General features: G+C 62.8%; 13 protein-coding genes. 5 read left to right on the plus strand and 8 right to left on the minus strand.

Features of this window, described 5'->3' with window-relative positions; genetic code table 11:
• Window positions 1-182 precede the first annotated feature (182 nt).
• The 3 genes from BUS12_RS23835 to BUS12_RS23845 form a co-directional block, all read right to left on the minus strand.
• Entirely contained in the window at window positions 183-422 is a 240-nt protein-coding gene (locus BUS12_RS23835) for a hypothetical protein (RefSeq protein WP_074299890.1), read from the minus strand.
• A 161-nt stretch (window positions 423-583) separates the two neighbouring features.
• Complete coding sequence (locus BUS12_RS23840; protein ID WP_074299892.1) at window positions 584-1,996, minus strand: lactate utilization protein B; 1,413 nt, start codon at window positions 1,994-1,996, stop codon at window positions 584-586.
• A 103-nt stretch (window positions 1,997-2,099) separates the two neighbouring features.
• Window positions 2,100-2,822 carry a (Fe-S)-binding protein gene (locus BUS12_RS23845; RefSeq protein ID WP_074299894.1) on the minus strand — a complete coding sequence of 241 codons (723 nt, stop codon included), beginning with the start codon at window positions 2,820-2,822 and terminating at the stop codon, window positions 2,100-2,102.
• 192 nt (window positions 2,823-3,014) lie between these two features.
• On the opposite strand from BUS12_RS23845, the gene BUS12_RS23850 reads away from it, so the two are divergent.
• A complete protein-coding gene (locus tag BUS12_RS23850; RefSeq protein ID WP_171991705.1) occupies window positions 3,015-3,821 on the plus strand; it encodes an IclR family transcriptional regulator in 807 nt (268 codons plus the stop codon).
• A gap of 147 nt (window positions 3,822-3,968) precedes the next feature.
• Here BUS12_RS23850 and pbpG read toward each other — a convergent pair whose 3' ends face one another.
• Window positions 3,969-5,150 carry a D-alanyl-D-alanine endopeptidase gene (gene pbpG / locus BUS12_RS23855; protein WP_074299898.1) on the minus strand — a complete coding sequence of 394 codons (1,182 nt, stop codon included), beginning with the start codon at window positions 5,148-5,150 and terminating at the stop codon, window positions 3,969-3,971.
• A 793-nt stretch (window positions 5,151-5,943) separates the two neighbouring features.
• Between pbpG and BUS12_RS23860 the strand changes: the two genes are divergently transcribed.
• Window positions 5,944-6,516 carry a phasin family protein gene (locus tag BUS12_RS23860; RefSeq protein ID WP_074299900.1) on the plus strand — a complete coding sequence of 191 codons (573 nt, stop codon included), beginning with the start codon at window positions 5,944-5,946 and terminating at the stop codon, window positions 6,514-6,516.
• Window positions 6,517-6,740: 224 nt separating this feature from the next.
• Here BUS12_RS23860 and lpdA read toward each other — a convergent pair whose 3' ends face one another.
• The 3 genes from lpdA to aceE all read right to left on the minus strand — a co-directional run bounded on the left by lpdA (window position 6,741) and on the right by aceE (window position 13,276).
• Window positions 6,741-8,540: a dihydrolipoyl dehydrogenase gene (gene lpdA / locus BUS12_RS23865; RefSeq protein WP_074299902.1), complete on the minus strand. Its 1,800-nt coding sequence runs from the start codon at window positions 8,538-8,540 to the stop codon at window positions 6,741-6,743.
• 276 nt (window positions 8,541-8,816) lie between these two features.
• Window positions 8,817-10,493 carry a dihydrolipoyllysine-residue acetyltransferase gene (gene aceF / locus BUS12_RS23870; protein ID WP_074299904.1) on the minus strand — a complete coding sequence of 559 codons (1,677 nt, stop codon included), beginning with the start codon at window positions 10,491-10,493 and terminating at the stop codon, window positions 8,817-8,819.
• A gap of 86 nt (window positions 10,494-10,579) precedes the next feature.
• Window positions 10,580-13,276, minus strand: coding sequence for a pyruvate dehydrogenase (acetyl-transferring), homodimeric type (gene aceE, locus BUS12_RS23875; RefSeq protein WP_074299906.1), 2,697 nt, complete (start codon window positions 13,274-13,276; stop codon window positions 10,580-10,582).
• A 275-nt stretch (window positions 13,277-13,551) separates the two neighbouring features.
• Between aceE and fixL the strand changes: the two genes are divergently transcribed.
• The 3 genes from fixL to folD all read left to right on the plus strand — a co-directional run bounded on the left by fixL (window position 13,552) and on the right by folD (window position 18,055).
• On the plus strand, window positions 13,552-16,065 hold the full coding sequence (gene fixL / locus BUS12_RS23880) for an oxygen sensor histidine kinase FixL (RefSeq protein WP_074299908.1): 2,514 nt from the start codon (window positions 13,552-13,554) through the stop codon (window positions 16,063-16,065).
• Complete coding sequence (fixJ, locus tag BUS12_RS23885) at window positions 16,062-16,706, plus strand: oxygen response regulator transcription factor FixJ (RefSeq protein WP_074299910.1); 645 nt, start codon at window positions 16,062-16,064, stop codon at window positions 16,704-16,706. The genes fixL and fixJ overlap by 4 nt, the downstream gene beginning before the upstream one ends.
• Before the next feature lie 491 nt (window positions 16,707-17,197).
• Window positions 17,198-18,055: a bifunctional methylenetetrahydrofolate dehydrogenase/methenyltetrahydrofolate cyclohydrolase FolD gene (gene folD, locus BUS12_RS23890; RefSeq protein ID WP_074301670.1), complete on the plus strand. Its 858-nt coding sequence runs from the start codon at window positions 17,198-17,200 to the stop codon at window positions 18,053-18,055.
• Window positions 18,056-18,186: 131 nt separating this feature from the next.
• On the opposite strand, the gene BUS12_RS23895 is transcribed toward folD, so the two are convergent.
• Window positions 18,187-19,287 carry an acyltransferase family protein gene (locus tag BUS12_RS23895; RefSeq protein ID WP_074299912.1) on the minus strand — a complete coding sequence of 367 codons (1,101 nt, stop codon included), beginning with the start codon at window positions 19,285-19,287 and terminating at the stop codon, window positions 18,187-18,189.
• Window positions 19,288-19,364 lie beyond the last annotated feature (77 nt).

Consider the following 19,364-nt stretch of genomic DNA (forward strand, 5'->3'; position numbering starts at 1 on the left):
GGGCGCTGGATGCGATGCATCCGGATCAGGTTAGCGAACGGTGCCGCGATTATACAAACACGGGGAAAATCGCGCCGGGCGCGTGTCCGGCGCTGGGCGCTGCGCCGCGGGACGTTGCCGGGCCGGGCGCGCCGGCCTGTTTGCTTGCGTTGGCGAGCTTGGCGCCCGCGCAACGCAGGCAATCAGGACGCGTCGGACGCCTGCAGCGAAACGACCGCACGGATGGGTTTGACCGGCGAGCCGGTATCGTTGCCCACGAGGCCGTAGGACACGGTGCGTGCCAGTTCCGCCGTGAGCTGATCGGCGCCGAGCGGAGGCTGCGCGATCCGCGAAGCGGTCTCGCCACTTACGTACAGGCAGGCGGCCGCTGCGAGCGGCACAAACATGGCCAACGGCCAGTACATCGATATTGTCTTTTTCATGATGTTCTTCTCTTCCGATTGAGGCACTCGGAGCTTGTGACCCACGATGCCCAGTCGAAATGGTATAGAAGAAATCAATCGGGATAAATCAGCTATAGCGACATACAGCGTTGCGCTGGGAAGAACAATCGACCGTGTGGGCGGCGCCGGGAAGGCTCGCCTTATCCAAGATGACTGCGCTGCGCCGCGTACAGCTCCCGGAACGTGCGCCCGACCGGCGCCGGCAGATCCCGGGTGTTGGTCCAGCCCGCCGCGAGCGGCAGACGCGCAATCGCGCGCCGACGGCCGCCCATTCGCTCGAGCACCCGCACCGCCAGCCTGGTGAACAGCGCGTAGGCGTCCGGATGCAGCGCGAGAAAGCCCCACACCGCCAGCCCCGCGCGCTCGCGCCAAGGCCGCAGATGCCGCTCCACCTGCTTTTCGCGCAGCTTGCGCAGCAGGTCGGAGAGCGGAATGCCGACCGGACAGACGCTGTTGCATTCGCCGCACAGCGTGGCGGCCTGCGGCAGATCGAGCGCCTTGTCGAGCCCCACGTAGCTCGGCGTCAGCACCGACCCCATGGGACCGGGATACACCCAGCCGTAAGCGTGACCGCCGACCTTCTGATACACCGGACAGTGATTCATGCAGGCGCCGCACCGGATACAGCGCAGCATCTCCTGAAAGTCCCCGCCGATCAGCCCGGTGCGCCCGCCATCGACGAGTACCACATACATATGCTCCGGGCCGTCCTGATCGCCCGGCCCACGCGGGCCGGTCAGCACCGAAAAGTAGTTCGAAGTCGCCTGGCCGGTCGCCGAGCGCGGCAGCAGCCGCATCGCGGTGGCGAGATCTTCGAGCGTCGGCAGGATTTTCTCGATACCGGTGACCGCCACATGCACGCGCGGCATCACCGTGCACATGCCTTCGTTGCCCTCGTTGGTCACGAGCGCCACCGAGCCGGTCTGCGCCACCAGAAAATTGCCGCCCGTCACGCCCATGTCCGCGGTCATGAAGTGCGGGCGCAGGATTTCGCGGGCCTCGCGCGTCATGTCCGTGATCTCGGTCAGGCGCGGCCGCTGGTGGGTCCTCGCGAACAGGTCGGCGATCTCGTCCTTATCCTTGTGGACCACCGGCGCGATGATGTGGCTCGGCGGCTCGTTGTCGTTGATCTGCAGGATGTACTCGCCGAGATCGGTCTCGATCGACTGCACGCCCATCTGGCCGAGCACTTCGTTCAGGCGCATTTCCTCGGTGACCATCGATTTGGTCTTGATCACCTTTTTCACGTCGTGCCGGCGCGCGATATCCGCGACGAGCCTGGCCGCTTCCTGTGTCGTCTCCGCATACAGGACCGTGACGCCGCGCCGGGTCGCCTCGCGCTCGAAGGTTTCCAGCCAGACATCGAGGTTCTCGAGCGCGCGATTGCGGCGCTCCTTGAGCGCGGCGCGGGTCGCGGCGAAATCGATCGCGGTGATCGCGGCCGCCCGCGCCGAGACGAACTTGGTCGACAGCTTGGTGAGGTTCTGCTGCAGGCGCTGATCGGCGAGCTTCTGGCCCGCGCGGGCCTTGAACTGCATCGTTTGAACTTGCATGGCGGCCTTTGGGATTCGCTTCCCGGTTCAATGAGTGAGGGCGCTGCGTGCGGCGGCGCGGCCCTGCTGCCCGATACCTTCCGTACTGCCTGGCAATGACGCCTTATACGTCGCCGGCCAGCACCTGGGCGATGTGCAGCACGCGCGTCGCGGTATCGCCCGTGCGCCGCAGGCGGCCTTCTATATTGAGCATGCAGCCGAGGTCGCCGAGCACCACCGCGCCCGCGCCGCTCGCGCCGATGTTGGCGCATTTCTCGTCGACGATGGCCGTCGAGATATCGCCGTACTTCACCGCGAAGGTGCCGCCGAAGCCGCAGCAGTGTTCGCAATCCTTCATTTCGGTGAGCGCCACGCCGGCTTGCGCGAGCAGCGCACGCGGCTGCGTTTTGACACCCAGCTCACGCAGCCCCGAACAGGAATCGTGGTACGTGACAGGGCCGCTGAACTCGCCCGGCGCCAGTTCCACCCTGGCGACGTTCACGAGAAAATCGGTCAGCTCGAACACCTTGGGACGCAGCCGGCCGAAGCGGCTCATCATGTCCGGATCGTCGCCGAACAGATCGCCGTAGTGCACGCGGATCATGCCGCCGCACGACCCCGACGGCACGACGATGTAATCGAACTGCTCGAATTCGCGCAGGGTCTTCTCGGCCAGATCGCGCGCCAGGCCGCGTTCGCCGGAGTTGTACGCCGGCTGCCCGCAGCAGGTTTGCGCTGGCGGCACGATGACCTCGAAACCGGCCCGCTCGATCAGCTTGATAACCGAGAAGCCTATTTCGGGACGCATCAGGTCAATCAGGCAGGTGACGAACAATCCGACTCGCATGGGCGCTCCTCCGGGAAAACGTCCCTGATTATCCGCTGTTTGGCGAACAATACCAACGCCGAAGCCACACGGCACGCCCGACGCCGGGCGCGGCGGCGAATTCGAATGCCGCCTCGAACGACGTTCGCTTTTTTCACAATACGATATACAATCAATTCTCCGCTGTTTGACGCGTCAACCGATTTCTCCCCCATGAGCGATACGAACCCGGATCCCAAGACTTCGATCCAGGTGATCGAGCGCATGATGCGGCTGCTCGACGCCCTGGCCGCGCATACCGACCCGGTCAGCCTGAAGGAACTCGCGCTAGGCACTGAGCTGCACCCCTCCACCGCGCACCGCATCCTGAACGACATGGTGACCTGTCGCCTCGTCGACCGTTCGGATCCGGGCACCTATCGTCTCGGCATGCGCCTGCTCGAGCTCGGCAATCTGGTCAAGGCACGCCTGTCGGTACGCGACGCCGCCTTGACGCCGATGCGCGAGTTGCACCGCTCGACCGGCCAGACCGTAAATCTGTCGGTGCGCCAGGGCGACGAGATCGTCTATATCGAACGGGCTTACTCGGAGCGCTCCGGCATGCAGGTGGTGCGGGCCATCGGCGGACGGGCGCCCTTGCATCTGACCTCGGTGGGCAAACTCTTCCTCGCCGCCGATGAATCCACCCGCGTGCGCGCCTATGCGACCCGCACGGGCCTGTCGGGACATACCCAGAACAGCATCACGGATCTCGCCAAGCTCGAGCGCGAACTGTCGATCGTGCGCCAGCAGTCCTGTGCGCGCGATAACGAAGAACTGGAACTCGGCGTGCGCTGCATCGCTGCCGGCATCTACGACGATACCGGCAAGCTGGTCGCGGGTCTGTCGTTGTCGGCGCCGGCCGACCGTCTGCAGGATTCGTGGCTAGGGCAACTCAGCAAGACGGCGCTGGTGATCTCCGCCTCGCTCGGCTATCAGCCCGAAACGCCGCCCGCCAGCGCGCATCATCAACATGCCTGATTGAGCCGCGAGCCGTGCGTCGCGGGCTGCTGCGAAGCGCGCAAGCCGGACCGGCCTTCAGATGCAAAAAGCCCCGCAACCGCGGGGCTTTTCGTTGGTGCCGCCGACAGAACCTGAAGGCAGGTCCTGCAATGCGTTGTACCGTGCTCAGGTGCCCGGACCGCCGGCGTCGGCGCTGGTGATGTGCGTATCGCCACCGTTGTCGAGCCAGGTGCGCAGACGCGTCGCATCCGCGAAGCGCGAGTACTTGCCCGACGAATCGAGCAGCACCACGATCATCGGACGGCCGTGAATGGTCGCCTGCATCACGAGGCACTCACCCGCTTCGTTGATGAAGCCGGTCTTCTGCAGACCGATGTCCCACGTCGGGTTACGCACCAGCGCGTTCGTGCTGTTGTACGCGATCGAACGCTTGCCGGTGTACACCTCGTAGCTATGATCGGTCGAGAACTGACGGATCATCGGGTACTGGTAAGCGGCGTTGACCATCTTCACCAGATCGCGCGCGGTCGACACGTTCTCGCTCGTCAGACCCGACGGGCTTTCGAAGTGCGTGTCGGTCATGCCGAGCTGTCTCGCCTTGGCGTTCATCGCTGCGATGAACGCCGGACGGCCGCCCGGGAAATAACGCGACAGCGCGGCGGCGGCACGGTTTTCCGATGCCATCAGCGCGATATGCAGCATGTCTTCACGCGAGAGCACCGAGCCGACAGACAGGCGCGAACCGGTGTTCTTGATGTAGTCGCGGTCTTCGTCCGTGACTTCGATCTGCTCCGTCAGCGGCGCCTTCGAGTCCAGCACCACCATCGCCGTCATCAGCTTGGAGATGGAAGCAATCGGCACCACGGCGCGCGAGTTCTTGTCGAACAGCGACTCGCCGGTGTTCTGGTCGATCACGTAGGCCACGCTCGAGCGCAAGGCGAGCGCGTCCGGCGTGTCGTGCAGGCCGAACGCCTGGCCGACCGTCGGCTGACGCGGTTCGTATGCGACCTGGCGCACCACCGTGTGGCGGCGACCGTTCAACGTATACGACACCCGGCGCCGGCGGGTCTCCACGCGCGGCGCGTCGTCAGTCGCGGCCGCGGTCTTGGCGACCTTGGACGACTTCTTCGCAGCAACGGTAGCGCCCGGCTTTTTGGCCGATTTCGCGGTTTTGAGGGTCTTCTTACTGGTTTTGGCGGGGGCGGCAGCGGCCGTCGCCGTGGCCGCAAAAGCGTCGACAGGCGCGGCAAACGCGGCTGCGATGACCACCGAGGCGGCCACCGACACAGCGGTGCTGAGGGCCACGCCGTGGATCACTTTGAGCGACGAAAACATGTCGGTTTTCATTGGTGTTCTGTCAGGGGCGGCGAGGATTTTACGCAAGTGTAGTAAAACCACGAAAAATTAGCAATATTAAGCACTTATCAGCGCTCCTTAAACCGGCTTGTAAGATCCGATTGCAAGGAGCCTATAGGTTTCGCGAACCAATCGAAAAAAACGATCGGCTTCGCAGACGTTCGTTGGGGCTGTTATGCGCCGGATTTTGGCGATCCTATCAGCATAACGGCAAATTAAAGACAACCTTGATCAGGGGAAATACGGTCGTTCCGAGGGACGCAAAACGCCGCTCACCGTTGCCCAGCGGACGTTCCTCGAGGGCTCCGGCCAATGTGCCGACCGGCAGACAGTTAAGCATCTGCTGCGGATCGAACCATCGCGCATTCGACCGATATGCGAGATTAACGTTCCGTGACAGATTTCGGTTTACACCGACTGTCGCTTAGGCACATCTGACTGTCGGATTTCCCTCCTGCCCTCCTCCCTCGGCAGACCGTCAAAGCGGCGTCCATTCCTTCGCTCGCGCAGCAAAAACTACCGCTCCAGCACGCACCAGCACTGTGCAGCGGTCAATCCGACATGCTTCATGGCTATGTCATAAGCATTTCATAACGTCTTGTTTTATCGAGAATTTATCGATATGGTGCGGCGCACAAAAAGGCCTTGACATTCATCGCCATCATCCTAAAATAGGTGTCATTGCTGCGATGCACAATACATCGCGGCCTGGTGTGAGATTCAACGTTTAGCCATTAACCCAACACGGTCCGCGCCAGACGGATCGTTATCCAGGAGCGTAAATATGTCCCTGCTGACCCCTGAGCAAATCGCCGCAGCACAGAAAGCCAACCTCGAAACGCTGTTTGGTCTGACGACCAAAGCGTTCGAAGGCGTCGAAAAGCTGGTTGAGCTGAACCTGCAAGTCGTGAAGTCGACCCTTGCGGAAAGCCAGGAAAACGCACAACGCGCGCTGTCCGTGAAGGACGCACAGGAATTTTTCGCGCTGCAGGCTGGCCTCACGCAGCCGATCTCGGAAAAGGCGCTGTCGTATGGCCGTCACGTGTATGAAATCGTGTCCGCTACGCAAGCTGAATTCGCCCGTGTGGCGGAAGCTCAGTATGAAGAGCAAAACCGCAAGGTGCAGTCGCTGGTCGAGAACGTCGCCAAGAATGCACCGGCTGGTTCGGAAACCGCTGTCGCCGTGATCAAGTCGGCCATCACCGCCGCCAACACCACGTACGAAACGGTTCACAAGGCAACCAAGCAAGCCGTCGAAATCGCTGAAAGCAACTTCAACGCAGCCGCTACGGCCGCGTCGAAGGCCGCTTCGCAAGCTGCAGCTCAAGCTTCGCGCTCGGCCAAGAAGGCTGTCTAAGTCGTCATCTCGGGTTTTAACCGAGGTTTCGATTCAGGCTAGTAGGCGAAACGCGTGATCTGAGTATGAGAAGCCGGTGGGGCGAATGCCCTGCCCGGCTGAAACAAAAACGGCGCGCCCCGCAAAGGGCGCGCCGTTTTGTTTTGGCGGCCCTGACTTCCAGAGCGGCCTTGCGGCACTTGTTCGCCCGCGCTGTCGAAGCAGCGCGGGCGTTCCCTACTGCCTTACTTCTTTTTCTGCGGCGGCAGGTCGGTACAGACGCCTTCGTACAGCTCGGCGGCCATGCCGACCGATTCGCCGAGCGTCGGATGCGGATGGATGGTCTTGCCGATATCGGTTGCGTCCGCACCCATTTCGACGGCGAGACAGACTTCGCTGATGAGGTCGCCGGCATTCAGACCGACGATACCGCCGCCGATCACGCGATGGGTTTCTTCGTCGAACAGCAGCTTGGTGAAGCCTTCATCGCGGCCATTGGCGATGGCGCGACCCGAGGCGGCCCATGGGAACACTGCCTTGCCGTACTTGACGCCTTCGGCCTTCAACTGGTCTTCCGTCTTGCCGGCCCAGGCCACTTCCGGATCGGTGTAGGCCACGGACGGAATCTGCAGTGCGTCGAAGTAGGCCTTCTCGCCGTGTGCAGCTTCGGCGGCGACGTGGCCTTCGTGGACGGCCTTGTGCGCGAGCATCGGCTGACCGACGATATCGCCGATCGCGAAGATGTGCGGCACGTTGGTGCGCATCTGCTTGTCGACTTCGATGAAGCCGCGCTCCGTCACGGCGACGCCGGCCTTGTCGGCGCCGATCTTCTTGCCGTTCGGGCTGCGGCCCACGGCGACGAGCACGAGATCGTAGCGTTGCGGTTCGGCCGGAGCCTTTTCGCCTTCGAACGTCACGTAGATGCCGTCGTCCTTTGCTTCTGCGGCGGTGGTCTTAGTCTTCAGCATGACGTTGGCGAAACGCTTGCTGTTGTACTTTTCCCAGACCTTGACGAGATCGCGATCGGCGCCGGCCATCAGACCGTCGAGCATTTCGACGACGTCGATTTGCGCGCCGAGGGTCGAGTAGACGGTGGCCATTTCAAGACCGATGATGCCGCCGCCGATCACCAGCATGCGTTGCGGAATCTGACGCAGTTCGAGGGCGCCGGTGGAATCGACGACACGCGGATCTTCCGGGATGAACGGCAGCTTGACCGCTTGCGAGCCGGCCGCAATGATGGCCTGCTTGAACTTGACGACCTTCTTGCCGCTGTCCGTGACGACTTCGAGGTGATTGGGGTCGACGAACGTGCCGGTGCCGGTAACGACTTCGACCTTACGGGCCTTGGCCATGCCGGCGAGACCGCCGGTGAGCTTCTTGACGACGCCGGACTTGAAGTCGCGCAGCTTGTCGAGATCGACCTGCGGCTTACCGAACGTGATGCCGTGATGGCTGAGCGCGGCGGCTTCGTCGATGACGAGTGCGGTATGCAACAGCGCCTTGGACGGAATACAGCCCACATTGAGACAGACCCCACCGAGCGTCGCATAACGTTCGACGAGCACGGTCTTCATACCCAGATCGGCCGAGCGGAACGCGGCGGAGTAGCCACCGGGGCCTGAGCCGAGCACGAGCATTTCGCATTCGATATCGGCGCTGCCGGAGAAGCTACCGGCCTGGGGCGCGGGAGTCGCAGCCTTGGGCGCCGCGGCAGCGGCTTGCGGCTTGGCTTCCGCTTGAGCGGGAGCTTTTTCGGGCTCTTTAGCGGGAGCCTTGGGTGCATCTTTAGCGGGAGCGGCGTCGGCCGATGCTTCGACGAGGGCGATGACGGTCCCTTGGGAGACCTTATCACCTGGTTTGACGCGAACTTCCTTGACGGTGCCGGCGGTATCGCTGGGCACCTCGATGGAGGCCTTATCGGACTCGAGCGTCATGAGCGCTTGCTCGTTCTCGATGACGTCGCCCGGCTTGATATTGACTTCGATGACGTCGACATCCTTGAAATCACCGATGTCCGGCACCTTCACTTCGACGAGACTCATAGTGTCCCCTTCTCTTATTGATCGTTGACGAGGAAGCGCAAAAAGAACAGCTCCAACCGGGCCTAAAAGCTGGCAGCACGCCGGACAGAAACATCCTTTGCAGTCCGCCCAAGGACGCGCCTTTCTTTTGCCTACTTTTCTTTGGAAGACAAAGAAAAGTAGGTGCCGCCCCGCACAGGGGCGACGCTAATAGACCGACGTGAAAACAAGTTCAGCGAGAGACGCGGATCACAGACATAAAACCCACGCCCCTGGCGCTCATACGGCATCAACGAATCAAAGAATCACACGCCGAAAATCGGCAAGAATCGCACCCAGATACGCATTGAAGCGCGCCGCTTCAGCCCCATCGATGACGCGATGGTCATACGACAAAGACAGTGGCATGGTAAGACGCGGAACAAACTGCTTCCCATCCCAAACCGGCTTCATAGCGCTACGCGACAGCCCAAGAATGGCGACTTCAGGCGCATTGATGATCGGCGTGAAATGCGTCCCACCAATCCCACCCAAAGAAGAAATCGAGAAGCACCCACCCTGCATCTGATCCGGCTTCAACTTGCCTTCACGAGCCGCCTTGGACAGATCCGCCATTTCCTTGGCGATATCGACGAGCCCCTTCTTATCCGCATCGCGAATCACAGGCACAACCAACCCGTTAGGCGTATCCGCCGCAAACCCGACGTTGTAATACTGCTTGAAAACAAGCGTATCGCCGTCGAGGCTGGCATTGAACGTCGGGAACTTCTTCAGGGCGGAGACAACGGCCTTGATCACAAAAGCCAGCATGGTGAACTTCACACCCGCCTTCTCGTGTTCCTTGTTCAGTTGCACGCGCAGTGCTTCGAGTTCGGTGATATCCGCTTCGTCGTTGTTGGTGACGTGCGGAATCATGACCCAGTTGCGATGCAGGTTCGCGCCCGAGATCTTCTTGATGCGCGAGAGCGGCTTCGGATCGACCGGACCGAATTTGGTGAAATCGACCTTCGGCCACGGCAGCAGGTTCAGCTCGCCACCACCGCCGGCCGCTGCAGGAGCCGCCACCGGAGCCGCACGCTGACCGGTCATCACGCCCTTGACGAACGCGGTGACGTCGTCCTGGGTAATGCGGCCCTTCGGACCGGTACCCTGCACACGCGACACCTCGACGCCCAGTTCGCGCGCGAACTTGCGCACGGACGGCGACGCGTGGCTCGACTTGCGCTCGCCGCCTTCGCCTGCCGGAATGACCGGCGCCTGGGCCAGCGCGGACGGTGCAGCCGGAGCCGGGCTCGGCGTGGCCGGCGCATCGGACGGCTTTTCCGCAGGCGGCTTCGCTGCCGGTGCGGGCGCCGGAGCCGCCGCGCCGCCGTCCGCTTCGATCACCACGATCACCGTGCCTTCCGACACGTTATCGCCGACCTTGACCTTCAGTTCCTTGACGACGCCGGCGGCCGTGCTCGGCACGTCCATGGTCGCCTTGTCGGATTCGAGCGTCACCAGCGACTGCTCTTTCTCGACGCGATCGCCGACCTTCACCGCGATCTCGATCACGGGAATATCTTTGTAGTCGCCGATATCCGGCACCTTCACTTCCTGCACGCCACCACCGCCAGCGGCGGGAGCGGGTGCCGGCGCGGGCGCAGCAGCCGGAGCCGGTGCAGGCGCCGCCGCACCGGCAGCCCCATTAGCCTGCGCAGCAGCAGCCGGCTTAGCCGCAGCCGCACCGCCTTCAGCGCCTTCCAGCACGACGATCAACGAGCCTTCCGACACGTTGTCGCCCACCTTGACCTTCACTTCCTTGACGACGCCGGCAGCCGAGCTCGGCACATCCATGGTCGCCTTGTCGGATTCCAGCGTGACGAGCGACTGCTCTTTCTCGACGGTATCACCCGCCTTCACCAGCACCTCGATCACAGGGATGTCCTTGTAATCGCCGATGTCCGGCACCTTCACTTCGATCGCTTGACTCATTGTGGGTGTCTCCTGGGCCGCGCACGCCGCCTGCCCCTGGTGATCAGGAGCAGGCGCGCACGCCGTGGCACACGGGGAATGATGCCTTAGACGGTCATCGGGTTGGGTTTGGCGGGATCAAGGTTGTACTTCTTGAGCGCCTCGGCGACGACCTTGCGTTCGATCGTGCCTTCATCTGCCAGGGCATTCAACGCGGCAACCGTGACCCAGTAGCGGTCCACTTCGAAGAAGTGACGCAGCTTTTCACGCGTGTCCGAACGGCCGTAGCCATCCGTGCCCAGCACGACGAACTTCTGCGGCACGAACGCGCGGATCTGCTCGGTCAAGGCGCGCACGTAGTCGGTCGATGCGATGACCGGACCTTGTGCGTCCTTCAGGAGCTTCTCGACGTGCGAGACCTTCTTCTCTTCGGTCGGATGCAGCAGGTTCCAGCGCTGCACTTCGTGGCCTTCGCGGGCCAGTTCCGTGAAGCTCGGCACGCTCCAGAGGTCGGCAGCGACGCCCCAGTCGTTCTTCAGCAGGTCGGCCGCGGCGATCACTTCATTGAAGATCGTACCCGCACCCATCAGTTGAACGCGCGGCGCCTTCTTGTCGGCTTCAGCCTTGCGGAACGCGTACATGCCCTTGATGATGTCGGCCGCTACAGCATCGCCCTGCGGAATCGCCGGGTGCTCGTAGTTCTCGTTCATCACCGTGATGTAGTAGTACACGTCTTCCTGCTCCGCCACCATGCGGCGCAGACCGTCCTGCATGATGACGGCGAGTTCGTAACCGAAGGTCGGGTCATAGCTGATGCAGTTCGGCACCGAAGCCGCCCACAGCAGCGAGTGGCCGTCTTCGTGCTGCAGGCCTTCGCCGTTCAGCGTCGTACGTCCTGCCGTACCGCCGAGCAGGAAGCCGCGCGAACGCATGTCGCCCGCGGCCCACGCCAGATCGCCGATGCGCTGGAAGCCGAACATCGAATAGAAGATGTAGAACGGGATCATGATCTCGCCGTGCGTCGAGTACGACGTCGCGGCAGCGATCCAGTCCGACATACCGCCGGCTTCGTTGATCCCTTCCTGCAGGATCTGGCCGGTTTCCGATTCGCGGTAGAACATCAGCTGGTCGGAATCTTCCGGCACGTACTTCTGGCCTTGCTGATTCCAGATACCGATCTGACGGAACAGGCCTTCCATACCGAAGGTACGCGACTCGTCCGGCACGATCGGCACAACGCGCTTGCCGAGCGCCTTGTCCTTCAGCAGGATGTTGAGAATCCGCACGAACGCCATCGTCGTGGAGATCTCACGGCCTTCGCCCGTGCCCTTCAGCAGCGGCTCGAACGCGCTCAGGTCCGGCACCGGCAGCGACTCGGCCTTCTGACGACGCGCCGGCAGATAACCGCCGAGGTCCTGGCGGCGAGCGCGCATGTACTCGAGTTCCTTCGAACCTTCTTCGAACTTGATGTACGGCACGTTGACGATATCTTCGTCGGAGATCGGCAGACGGAACTGGTCGCGGAATTTCTTCAGCTGATCCACGTGCAGCTTCTTCTGCTGGTGGGTGATGTTCATCGCCTGACCGGCTTCGCCCATGCCATAGCCCTTGATCGTCTTCGCGAGGATGACGGTCGGCTGGCCCTGCGAATTCGACGCTTCCTGGAACGCTGCGTAGATCTTGTGCGGATCGTGACCGCCGCGATTCAGGTTCCACACATCTTCATCGGACCAGTCGGCGACCAGCGCCTTCAGTTCCGGCGTATTGAAGAAGTGCTCGCGCACGTACGCGCCGGATTCCGACTTGTACGTCTGATATTCGCCGTCCACGACTTCCATCATCCGGCGCATCAGCGCGCCCGACCTGTCGCGTTGGAACAGCGCATCCCAGCGGCTGCCCCAGATCACCTTGATGACGTTCCAGCCCGCGCCGCGGAATTCGCTTTCGAGTTCCTGGATGATCTTGCCGTTACCGCGCACCGGTCCATCGAGGCGCTGCAGGTTGCAGTTGATCACGAACACGAGGTTGTCGAGACGTTCGCGGCCGGCCATACCGATTGCGCCGAGCGATTCCGGCTCATCCGTTTCGCCGTCGCCGAGGAAGGCCCAGACCTTGCGGCCTTCGGTCTTCGTAATGCCGCGCGCCTGCAGGTACTTCATGAAGCGGGCCTGATAGATCGCCATGATCGGGCCGAGGCCCATCGAGACGGTCGGGAACTGCCAGAAGTCCGGCATCAGCCACGGATGCGGATACGAGGAGATGCCCTCGCCGCCCACTTCCTGACGGAAGTTGTCGAGCTGGTTTTCGGAGAGACGGCCGAGCAGGAACGCGCGCGAGTAGACACCCGGCGACGAGTGGCCCTGCACGAACACGAGGTCGCCGCCGTGCTTGTCCGATGCCGCATGCCAGAAATGGTTATAGCCGACGTCGTACAGCGTGGCCGCCGAAGCGAACGACGCAATGTGGCCGCCGACGTTGGTGTCCTTGCCCGCCCGCAGCACCATCGCGATGGCGTTCCAGCGCGTGTACGAGCGAATGCGGTGTTCGATATCCTGGTCACCGGGAATCGGCGCCTGACGCGAGACAGGAATCGTGTTGATGTAGGGAGTGTTGGCGGAGAACGGCAGGTGTTCGCCGTGTACGCGAGCAAATTCGATTTGCTTTTCGATCAGATAGTGGGCGCGATCGGGGCCCACAGCAGAAATCACGCCATCCAGCGCTTCCAGCCATTCGCCGGTTTCCTGGGGATCGTCGTCTTTCTCGGCGGCGACATATTTCATGACTTCGTCGGGTACAGCGGACATGCTCGTCTCCTGAGGATAAGGAACGCTCTTTGAACAGACGACGCGGACGAGGTCCGGCCGCGGCAGCTTCGGGCCGATTGTAATAAGGCGCTCGCCGTCTGCGCAACAAAATTTTCGAATTACGAGATCGTTTCTCATAATGCGGAAAATTGTTGCGGCGCACCCTGGTTTCGCTGCGGATCAACGGATACGTCGGCTAGTTTGCTCCGATTAGCGGCACTTTCAGCGCTTTTTTGCGCCATTTGCTAGCGACACGCTGCGCTACAATGCCAGCCATGTTGACCGAACGGCTTTTCGCACGCTCGGCGCGGCCCGCCCGTACCACGGCGGATTCGTCGCCGTCCCGCTGGCACCATGGACCATGGTGGTCGAATTCCTATTTGCTGACGCCGCTCCTGTCGATCCTCGTGTTCCTGGTCGTCATGAGCCTGATTCTGTGGAGCCTGAACCGGCGCGAACAGCAGCAGCAGGAAGACACGCTCTACCGCAACGTCGCATGGGCCCAGCAGCAGATTCGCCTGTCCATGACGGGCGCGCAGGAACAGATCCAGGCACTCGGGCGCGACCTCGCCGCCGGCCACGCCGATCCGCATTCGTTCCAGGTGTCTACCACGGACATCATGCAGGGGCATCCCGAAATCCTCTACATGAACTGGTTCACGCCGCAGCAGCAGCCGCGCTGGCCCAATACGGCGCTGCCGGTGTTCGGCCAGCGCCTCGCCAAACCCAGCGACGAACAGATGGACGAAGCCGTGAAGGCCGCGTTCAACGACGCGCGCACCTCGCGCCGCCAGGTGTACTCGCCGCTCATCTATGACGACCTCGGCAACGGCTATCTGACGCTGCAGACTCCGGTGTATCGCGACCGCGAGTTTCTCGGCTCGATCGCCGCGGTGTTCTCGATCGAAGGGGTGCTGAAGCACGACATTCCGCCCGAGCTGTCGGCGAAGTACAAGATCTCGATCATCGACCTGAACAACCGCGAGCTCGCCACCACGTCGACGCGTCCGCGCCTGCCGCGCGACATGTTCTACGACCTGCCGCTCGATCCGCCGGGCCAGGGCATCTCGGTGCGGGTCTACGCGTTCCCGCAGATGACCAACTTCACGAACAACACGCTCGTGTGGCTGGTCGCCGGCCTGTCGTGCTTCGTGCTGTGGAGTCTGTGGAGCCTGTGGAAACACACGCGCCAGCGCTTCGAAGCGCAACAGGCGCTGTATGCCGAAGCGTTCTTCCGCCGCGCCATGGAAAACTCCGTGCTGATCGGGATGCGCGTGCTCGACATGCACGGCCGCATCACCCACGTCAATCCGGCCTTTTGTCGCATGACGGGCTGGGACGAGAGCGACCTGGTCGGCAAGAACGCCCCCTTCCCCTACTGGCCGCGCGACGCGTATCCGGAGATGCAGCGCCAGCTCGACATGACGCTGCGCGGCAAGGCGCCCTCGTCCGGTTTTGAACTGCGCGTGCGCCGTAAAGACGGTTCGCTGTTCCACGCGCGGCTTTACGTGTCGCCGCTGATCGACAGCTCGGGCCGCCAGACCGGCTGGATGTCGTCGATGACCGACATCACCGAACCGAAACGCGCGCGCGAAGAACTCGCCGCCGCGCACGAGCGCTTCACGACCGTGCTCGAAAGCCTCGACGCCGCCGTGTCCGTGCTGGCCGCCGACGAAGCCGAACTGCTGTTTGCCAATCGCTATTACCGCCACCTGTTCGGCATCCGTCCGGACGGCCATCTGGAACTGGCGGGCGGCGGCTTCGACAGCGCGCAGGCGTCGTCGGATTCGATCGACATGGTCGACGCCTATGCCGGCCTGCCGGCCGCCGCGCTGACCGAAAGCACCGCCGATGCCCAGGAAGTGTATGTACAGGGCATACAGAAATGGTTCGAAGTGCGCCGCCAGTACATTCAGTGGGTGGACGGCCATCTGGCGCAGATGCAGATCGCAACCGACATCACCACCCGCAAGCAGGCGCAGGAACTGGCGCGCCAGCAGGACGAAAAGCTGCAGTTCACCAGCCGCCTGATGACGATGGGCGAAATGGCCTCGTCGCTCGCTCATGAACTGAACCAGCCGCTCGCCGCTATCAATAACTATTGCTCCGGAACCGTAGCACTGGTTAAATCGGGGCGGACAACGCCTGACAATCTGCTGCCCGTGCTCGAAAAGACCGCACAGCAGGCGGTGCGGGCTGGCATGATCATCAAGCGGATCCGCGAGTTCGTGAAGCGTAGCGAGCCGAAGCGCCAGGCCACCCGTGTCGCCGATATCGTGGCGGACGCAGTGGGCCTGGCCGAGATCGAGGCGAGGAAGCGCCGCATCCGGATCGTCACCGACCTGCGCTCGCGCCTGCCGGTGATCTACGTGGACCCGGTGCTGATCGAGCAGGTGCTGGTGAACCTCTTGAAGAACGCCGCCGAAGCCATGCACGATGCACGGCCCAATGCGGTCGATCCGGTGATCCGCGTGGTCGTGCGGCTGGAGAGCGGCTTCGTGTGCATCAGCGTGGTCGACCAGGGTCCGGGTGTCGACGAAGCCACGGCCGAGCGTCTGTTTGAACCGTTTTACAGCACCAAGTCCGACGGTATGGGCATGGGGCTGAACATCTGCCGTTCGATTATCGAATCGCATCGCGGTCGCCTGTGGGTGGTCAACAACGTCGAGTCCGACGGTCACATCACAGGCGCCACGTTCCATTGCAGTCTGCCTATTGGAGAGCCTGATGGCCCGAGCAACGGCGGGTCAGAGGCGCCGACACCACAAACCGTTACGGGAGAGCTATGAACAGCCCAGTCACCACACAGGAAACAGTCTTTGTCGTCGATGACGACGAGGCCGTGCGAGATTCGCTGCGCTGGCTGCTGGAGGCGAACGGCTACCGCGTGCAGTGCTTCTCCAGCGCCGAGCAGTTCATCGACGCCTGGCAGCCGCACACGCACCCGGGCCAGATCGCCTGTCTGATTCTCGACGTGCGGATGTCCGGCATGAGCGGACTCGAACTGCAGGAACGCCTGATCGCCGACAACGCCTCGCTGCCGATCATCTTCGTGACGGGCCATGGCGACGTGCCGATGGCGGTGTCGACAATGAAAAAAGGCGCGATGGACTTCATCGAAAAGCCGTTTGACGAAGCCGAACTGCGCAAGCTCGTCGAGCGCATGCTCGACAAGGCGCGCAGCGAAAGCACCAACGTGCAGCAGCAGCGCGCCGCGGCCGAGCGTCTCGGCAAGCTGACCGCGCGTGAGCATCAGGTGCTCGAGCGCATCATCGCCGGCCGCCTGAACAAGCAGATCGCCGACGACCTCGGCATCAGCATCAAGACGGTCGAAGCGCACCGCGCGAACATCATGGAAAAGTTGAACGTCAACACGGTCGCCGATCTGCTGCGACTGGCGTTGTCGAACAAGCCGCAACAGGCTCAATAAGGCCTGTCGTTTCAGGGCTTGCTGCAGCGATGCTGGGCAAGCCTCGCAGCCCCCCGCCTGACCGCCGTGCCGGTTGGACCGTTTGGAGTCCCGTCGGCGCGCGCTTTGTACAGTGCTTTGTGCCGCACCGCCCGCTGCGCTTCCCTTCGTCCTGCGTGTCTCGCCGCTTTATGTGTCGGCTTCGCGCGCCTGCTTTACGCTCGCCGCATCGATCCTGATCCTGGGTTAGTACGTTCATCCGGCGCGCGAGCCCGCGACGGTATAATGCTGTACTTCGCAGCGACGCCTTTTCGGCATCGCGCGCTTTTCGCGATCCGACCGGTTCGTGACGAAAAGTGCCATTGCACGTCGCGAACCCGCGCATCGCTTACGCGCATGTCGCCTACGCGCATGTCGCAAACGCGCATGTCGCCCAAGTGCCGAGTGTGCCGAACGCGCGATCGCGCGCGCCGCCGTGCCCCGCATTCCGAACTGCCCAACCTCGACCGACCATGACAGCCAAACTGATCGACGGCAACGCCCTCTCCAAGACCTTGCGCGCCGACGTCGCCACGCGCGCCGCCGCCCTCACCTCCCGTGGCCACCAGCCGGGCCTCGCCGTCGTGCTGGTCGGCGACAACCCCGCCAGCGAAGTGTATGTGCGCAACAAGATCAAGGCCTGTGAAGACAACGGCCTGTTCTCGTCGTATGACCGCTACCCCGCTACGCTGTCGGAAGCCGACCTGCTTGCGCGCATCGACGCGTTGAACCGCGATGAGAAGATCCACGGCATCCTGGTGCAATTGCCGCTGCCGGCGCATATCGACAGCCATAAGGTGATCGAGGCAATCGCCCCGGAGAAGGACGTGGACGGTTTCCACGTAGCCAACGCCGGCGCGCTGATGACCGGCAAGCCGTTGTTCCGCCCGTGCACGCCGTACGGCGTGATGAAAATGTTCGAGGCCTACGGCATCGATCTGAAGGGCGCGAATGCGGTGGTGATCGGCCGCTCGAATATCGTCGGCAAGCCGATGGCCCTGCTGCTGCTCGAAGCCGGCGCGACCGTCACGATCTGCCATAGCAAAACCCGCGACCTGGCCGCGCATACGCGCCACGCCGATGTGGTGGTGGCCGCTACCGGCCTGCGCAATATCCTGACCGCGGAGATGGTGAAGCCGGGCGCGGCCGTGATCGATGTCGGCATGAATCGCGACGAGGCCGGCAAGCTGTGCGGCGACGTCGATTTCGCGGGCGTGAAGGAAGTAGCCGGCTTTATCACGCCGGTGCCGGGCGGCGTCGGCCCGATGACGATCACGATGCTGCTCGTCAACACCCTCGAAGCCGCCGAACGCGCAGCCGGCAACGCGTAACGAAGCATGCGTCCGCGCTTCCGGTGAAACACACAAGGTTTCACCGGACAGCGCAGTCAGGCTACCTTGTCCACCGGCTCAAACTCCCCATCCGTAGCCAAGGCGCAACGACAAATACCGGCGTCGACGCCCTAACCGGCCACCGCCGCACCGAGCGAATCCGGCCTGCGCGCAAGACGCCGCCGGCACCACACCAGCACCGGCCGCTCCACGTAGCGCCACGACAGCGCCGCGCACAGCAGGATGAACGGAGCGCCAATCAGCACCGCCGCCTGATGCCCGAGATGCGGCGCGATACTCGCCACGCATTGCTGCACCATGAAGCCGTAAAGATAGATGCCGTACGAGTAATCGTTGCGCGGTACGAAGCGGCGCAACAGCGGCGTCGTGCCGATCCACAGCACACCGTACACAAAGGCGAGATAGAACAGCGGCTGCGCGCCGGCCGTATCGCGGAACACCAGAAACACCATCACCAGACCCAGCGCGGCGAGGCCGTAGACTTCGAAGCGCTCGCGCCAGCCGTACAGCAGCATGCCGACAAAGAAGAACGGTTCCGGCCAGAACGAATAGCCGCCGGGCTTTTCGGCGAAGTCGCGCAAGCCGGCCTGCAGGTGCGGCGTCAGATGAACACGCAGCACGAACGCGGCAAGCGCCAGCGCGACGGCAAGCAGCACGCCCCAGCGGTTCGATAGCAATCCCATCATGCCGGTGAGCAGGACGATCAGATAGCAGCGTACTTCGAGCGGCAAGGTCCACAGCGGCGCGCACACATCGTTCACGAAGCGGTTATGTTCGAACACACCAGGCAAGACCCAACCCGCCTTGAGCACGATGGTCGAAAAGTTGTCGAGATTGGCCCAGGTCGCGCCGGAGGCAAAGTACTCGCGCAGCGGCAAGGTCGTGAAGAGCGGGCCGATCAGGAAGATCGCGACGAGCGAGGCGCCCGCCACCGCCGGCCAGATTCGCGCAATACGCAAGGCGACGAAGCGCGACGCCGAGCGCTGCCGGTCGAAACTGGCGGTCACCAGCATCCCGCTCATCAGGAAGAAGGCGTAGACCCCGAGGGCGCCGAAGCCGTCGAAACCGAGCGCGGCCTCGACCCAGTCGGTACTGCCGTCCGGCAACTGCACCATGTACGAGTGGCCGTAGACGACGGCGATGGCTGCGAACAGACGCACCAGGTCGAAGTTATTCCCGTTGCGCGATAACGCGTGCGAAAGCGGATTCATCGAGAACTCTCCACGGTAGACAGCGCCGCCGGCCGGACCTGCCCCACCCGCTCGACGACGAAGTATCACCATGCCGC

This window comes from Paraburkholderia phenazinium (assembly GCF_900142845.1).
Lineage (GTDB): Bacteria > Pseudomonadota > Gammaproteobacteria > Burkholderiales > Burkholderiaceae > Paraburkholderia > Paraburkholderia phenazinium_A.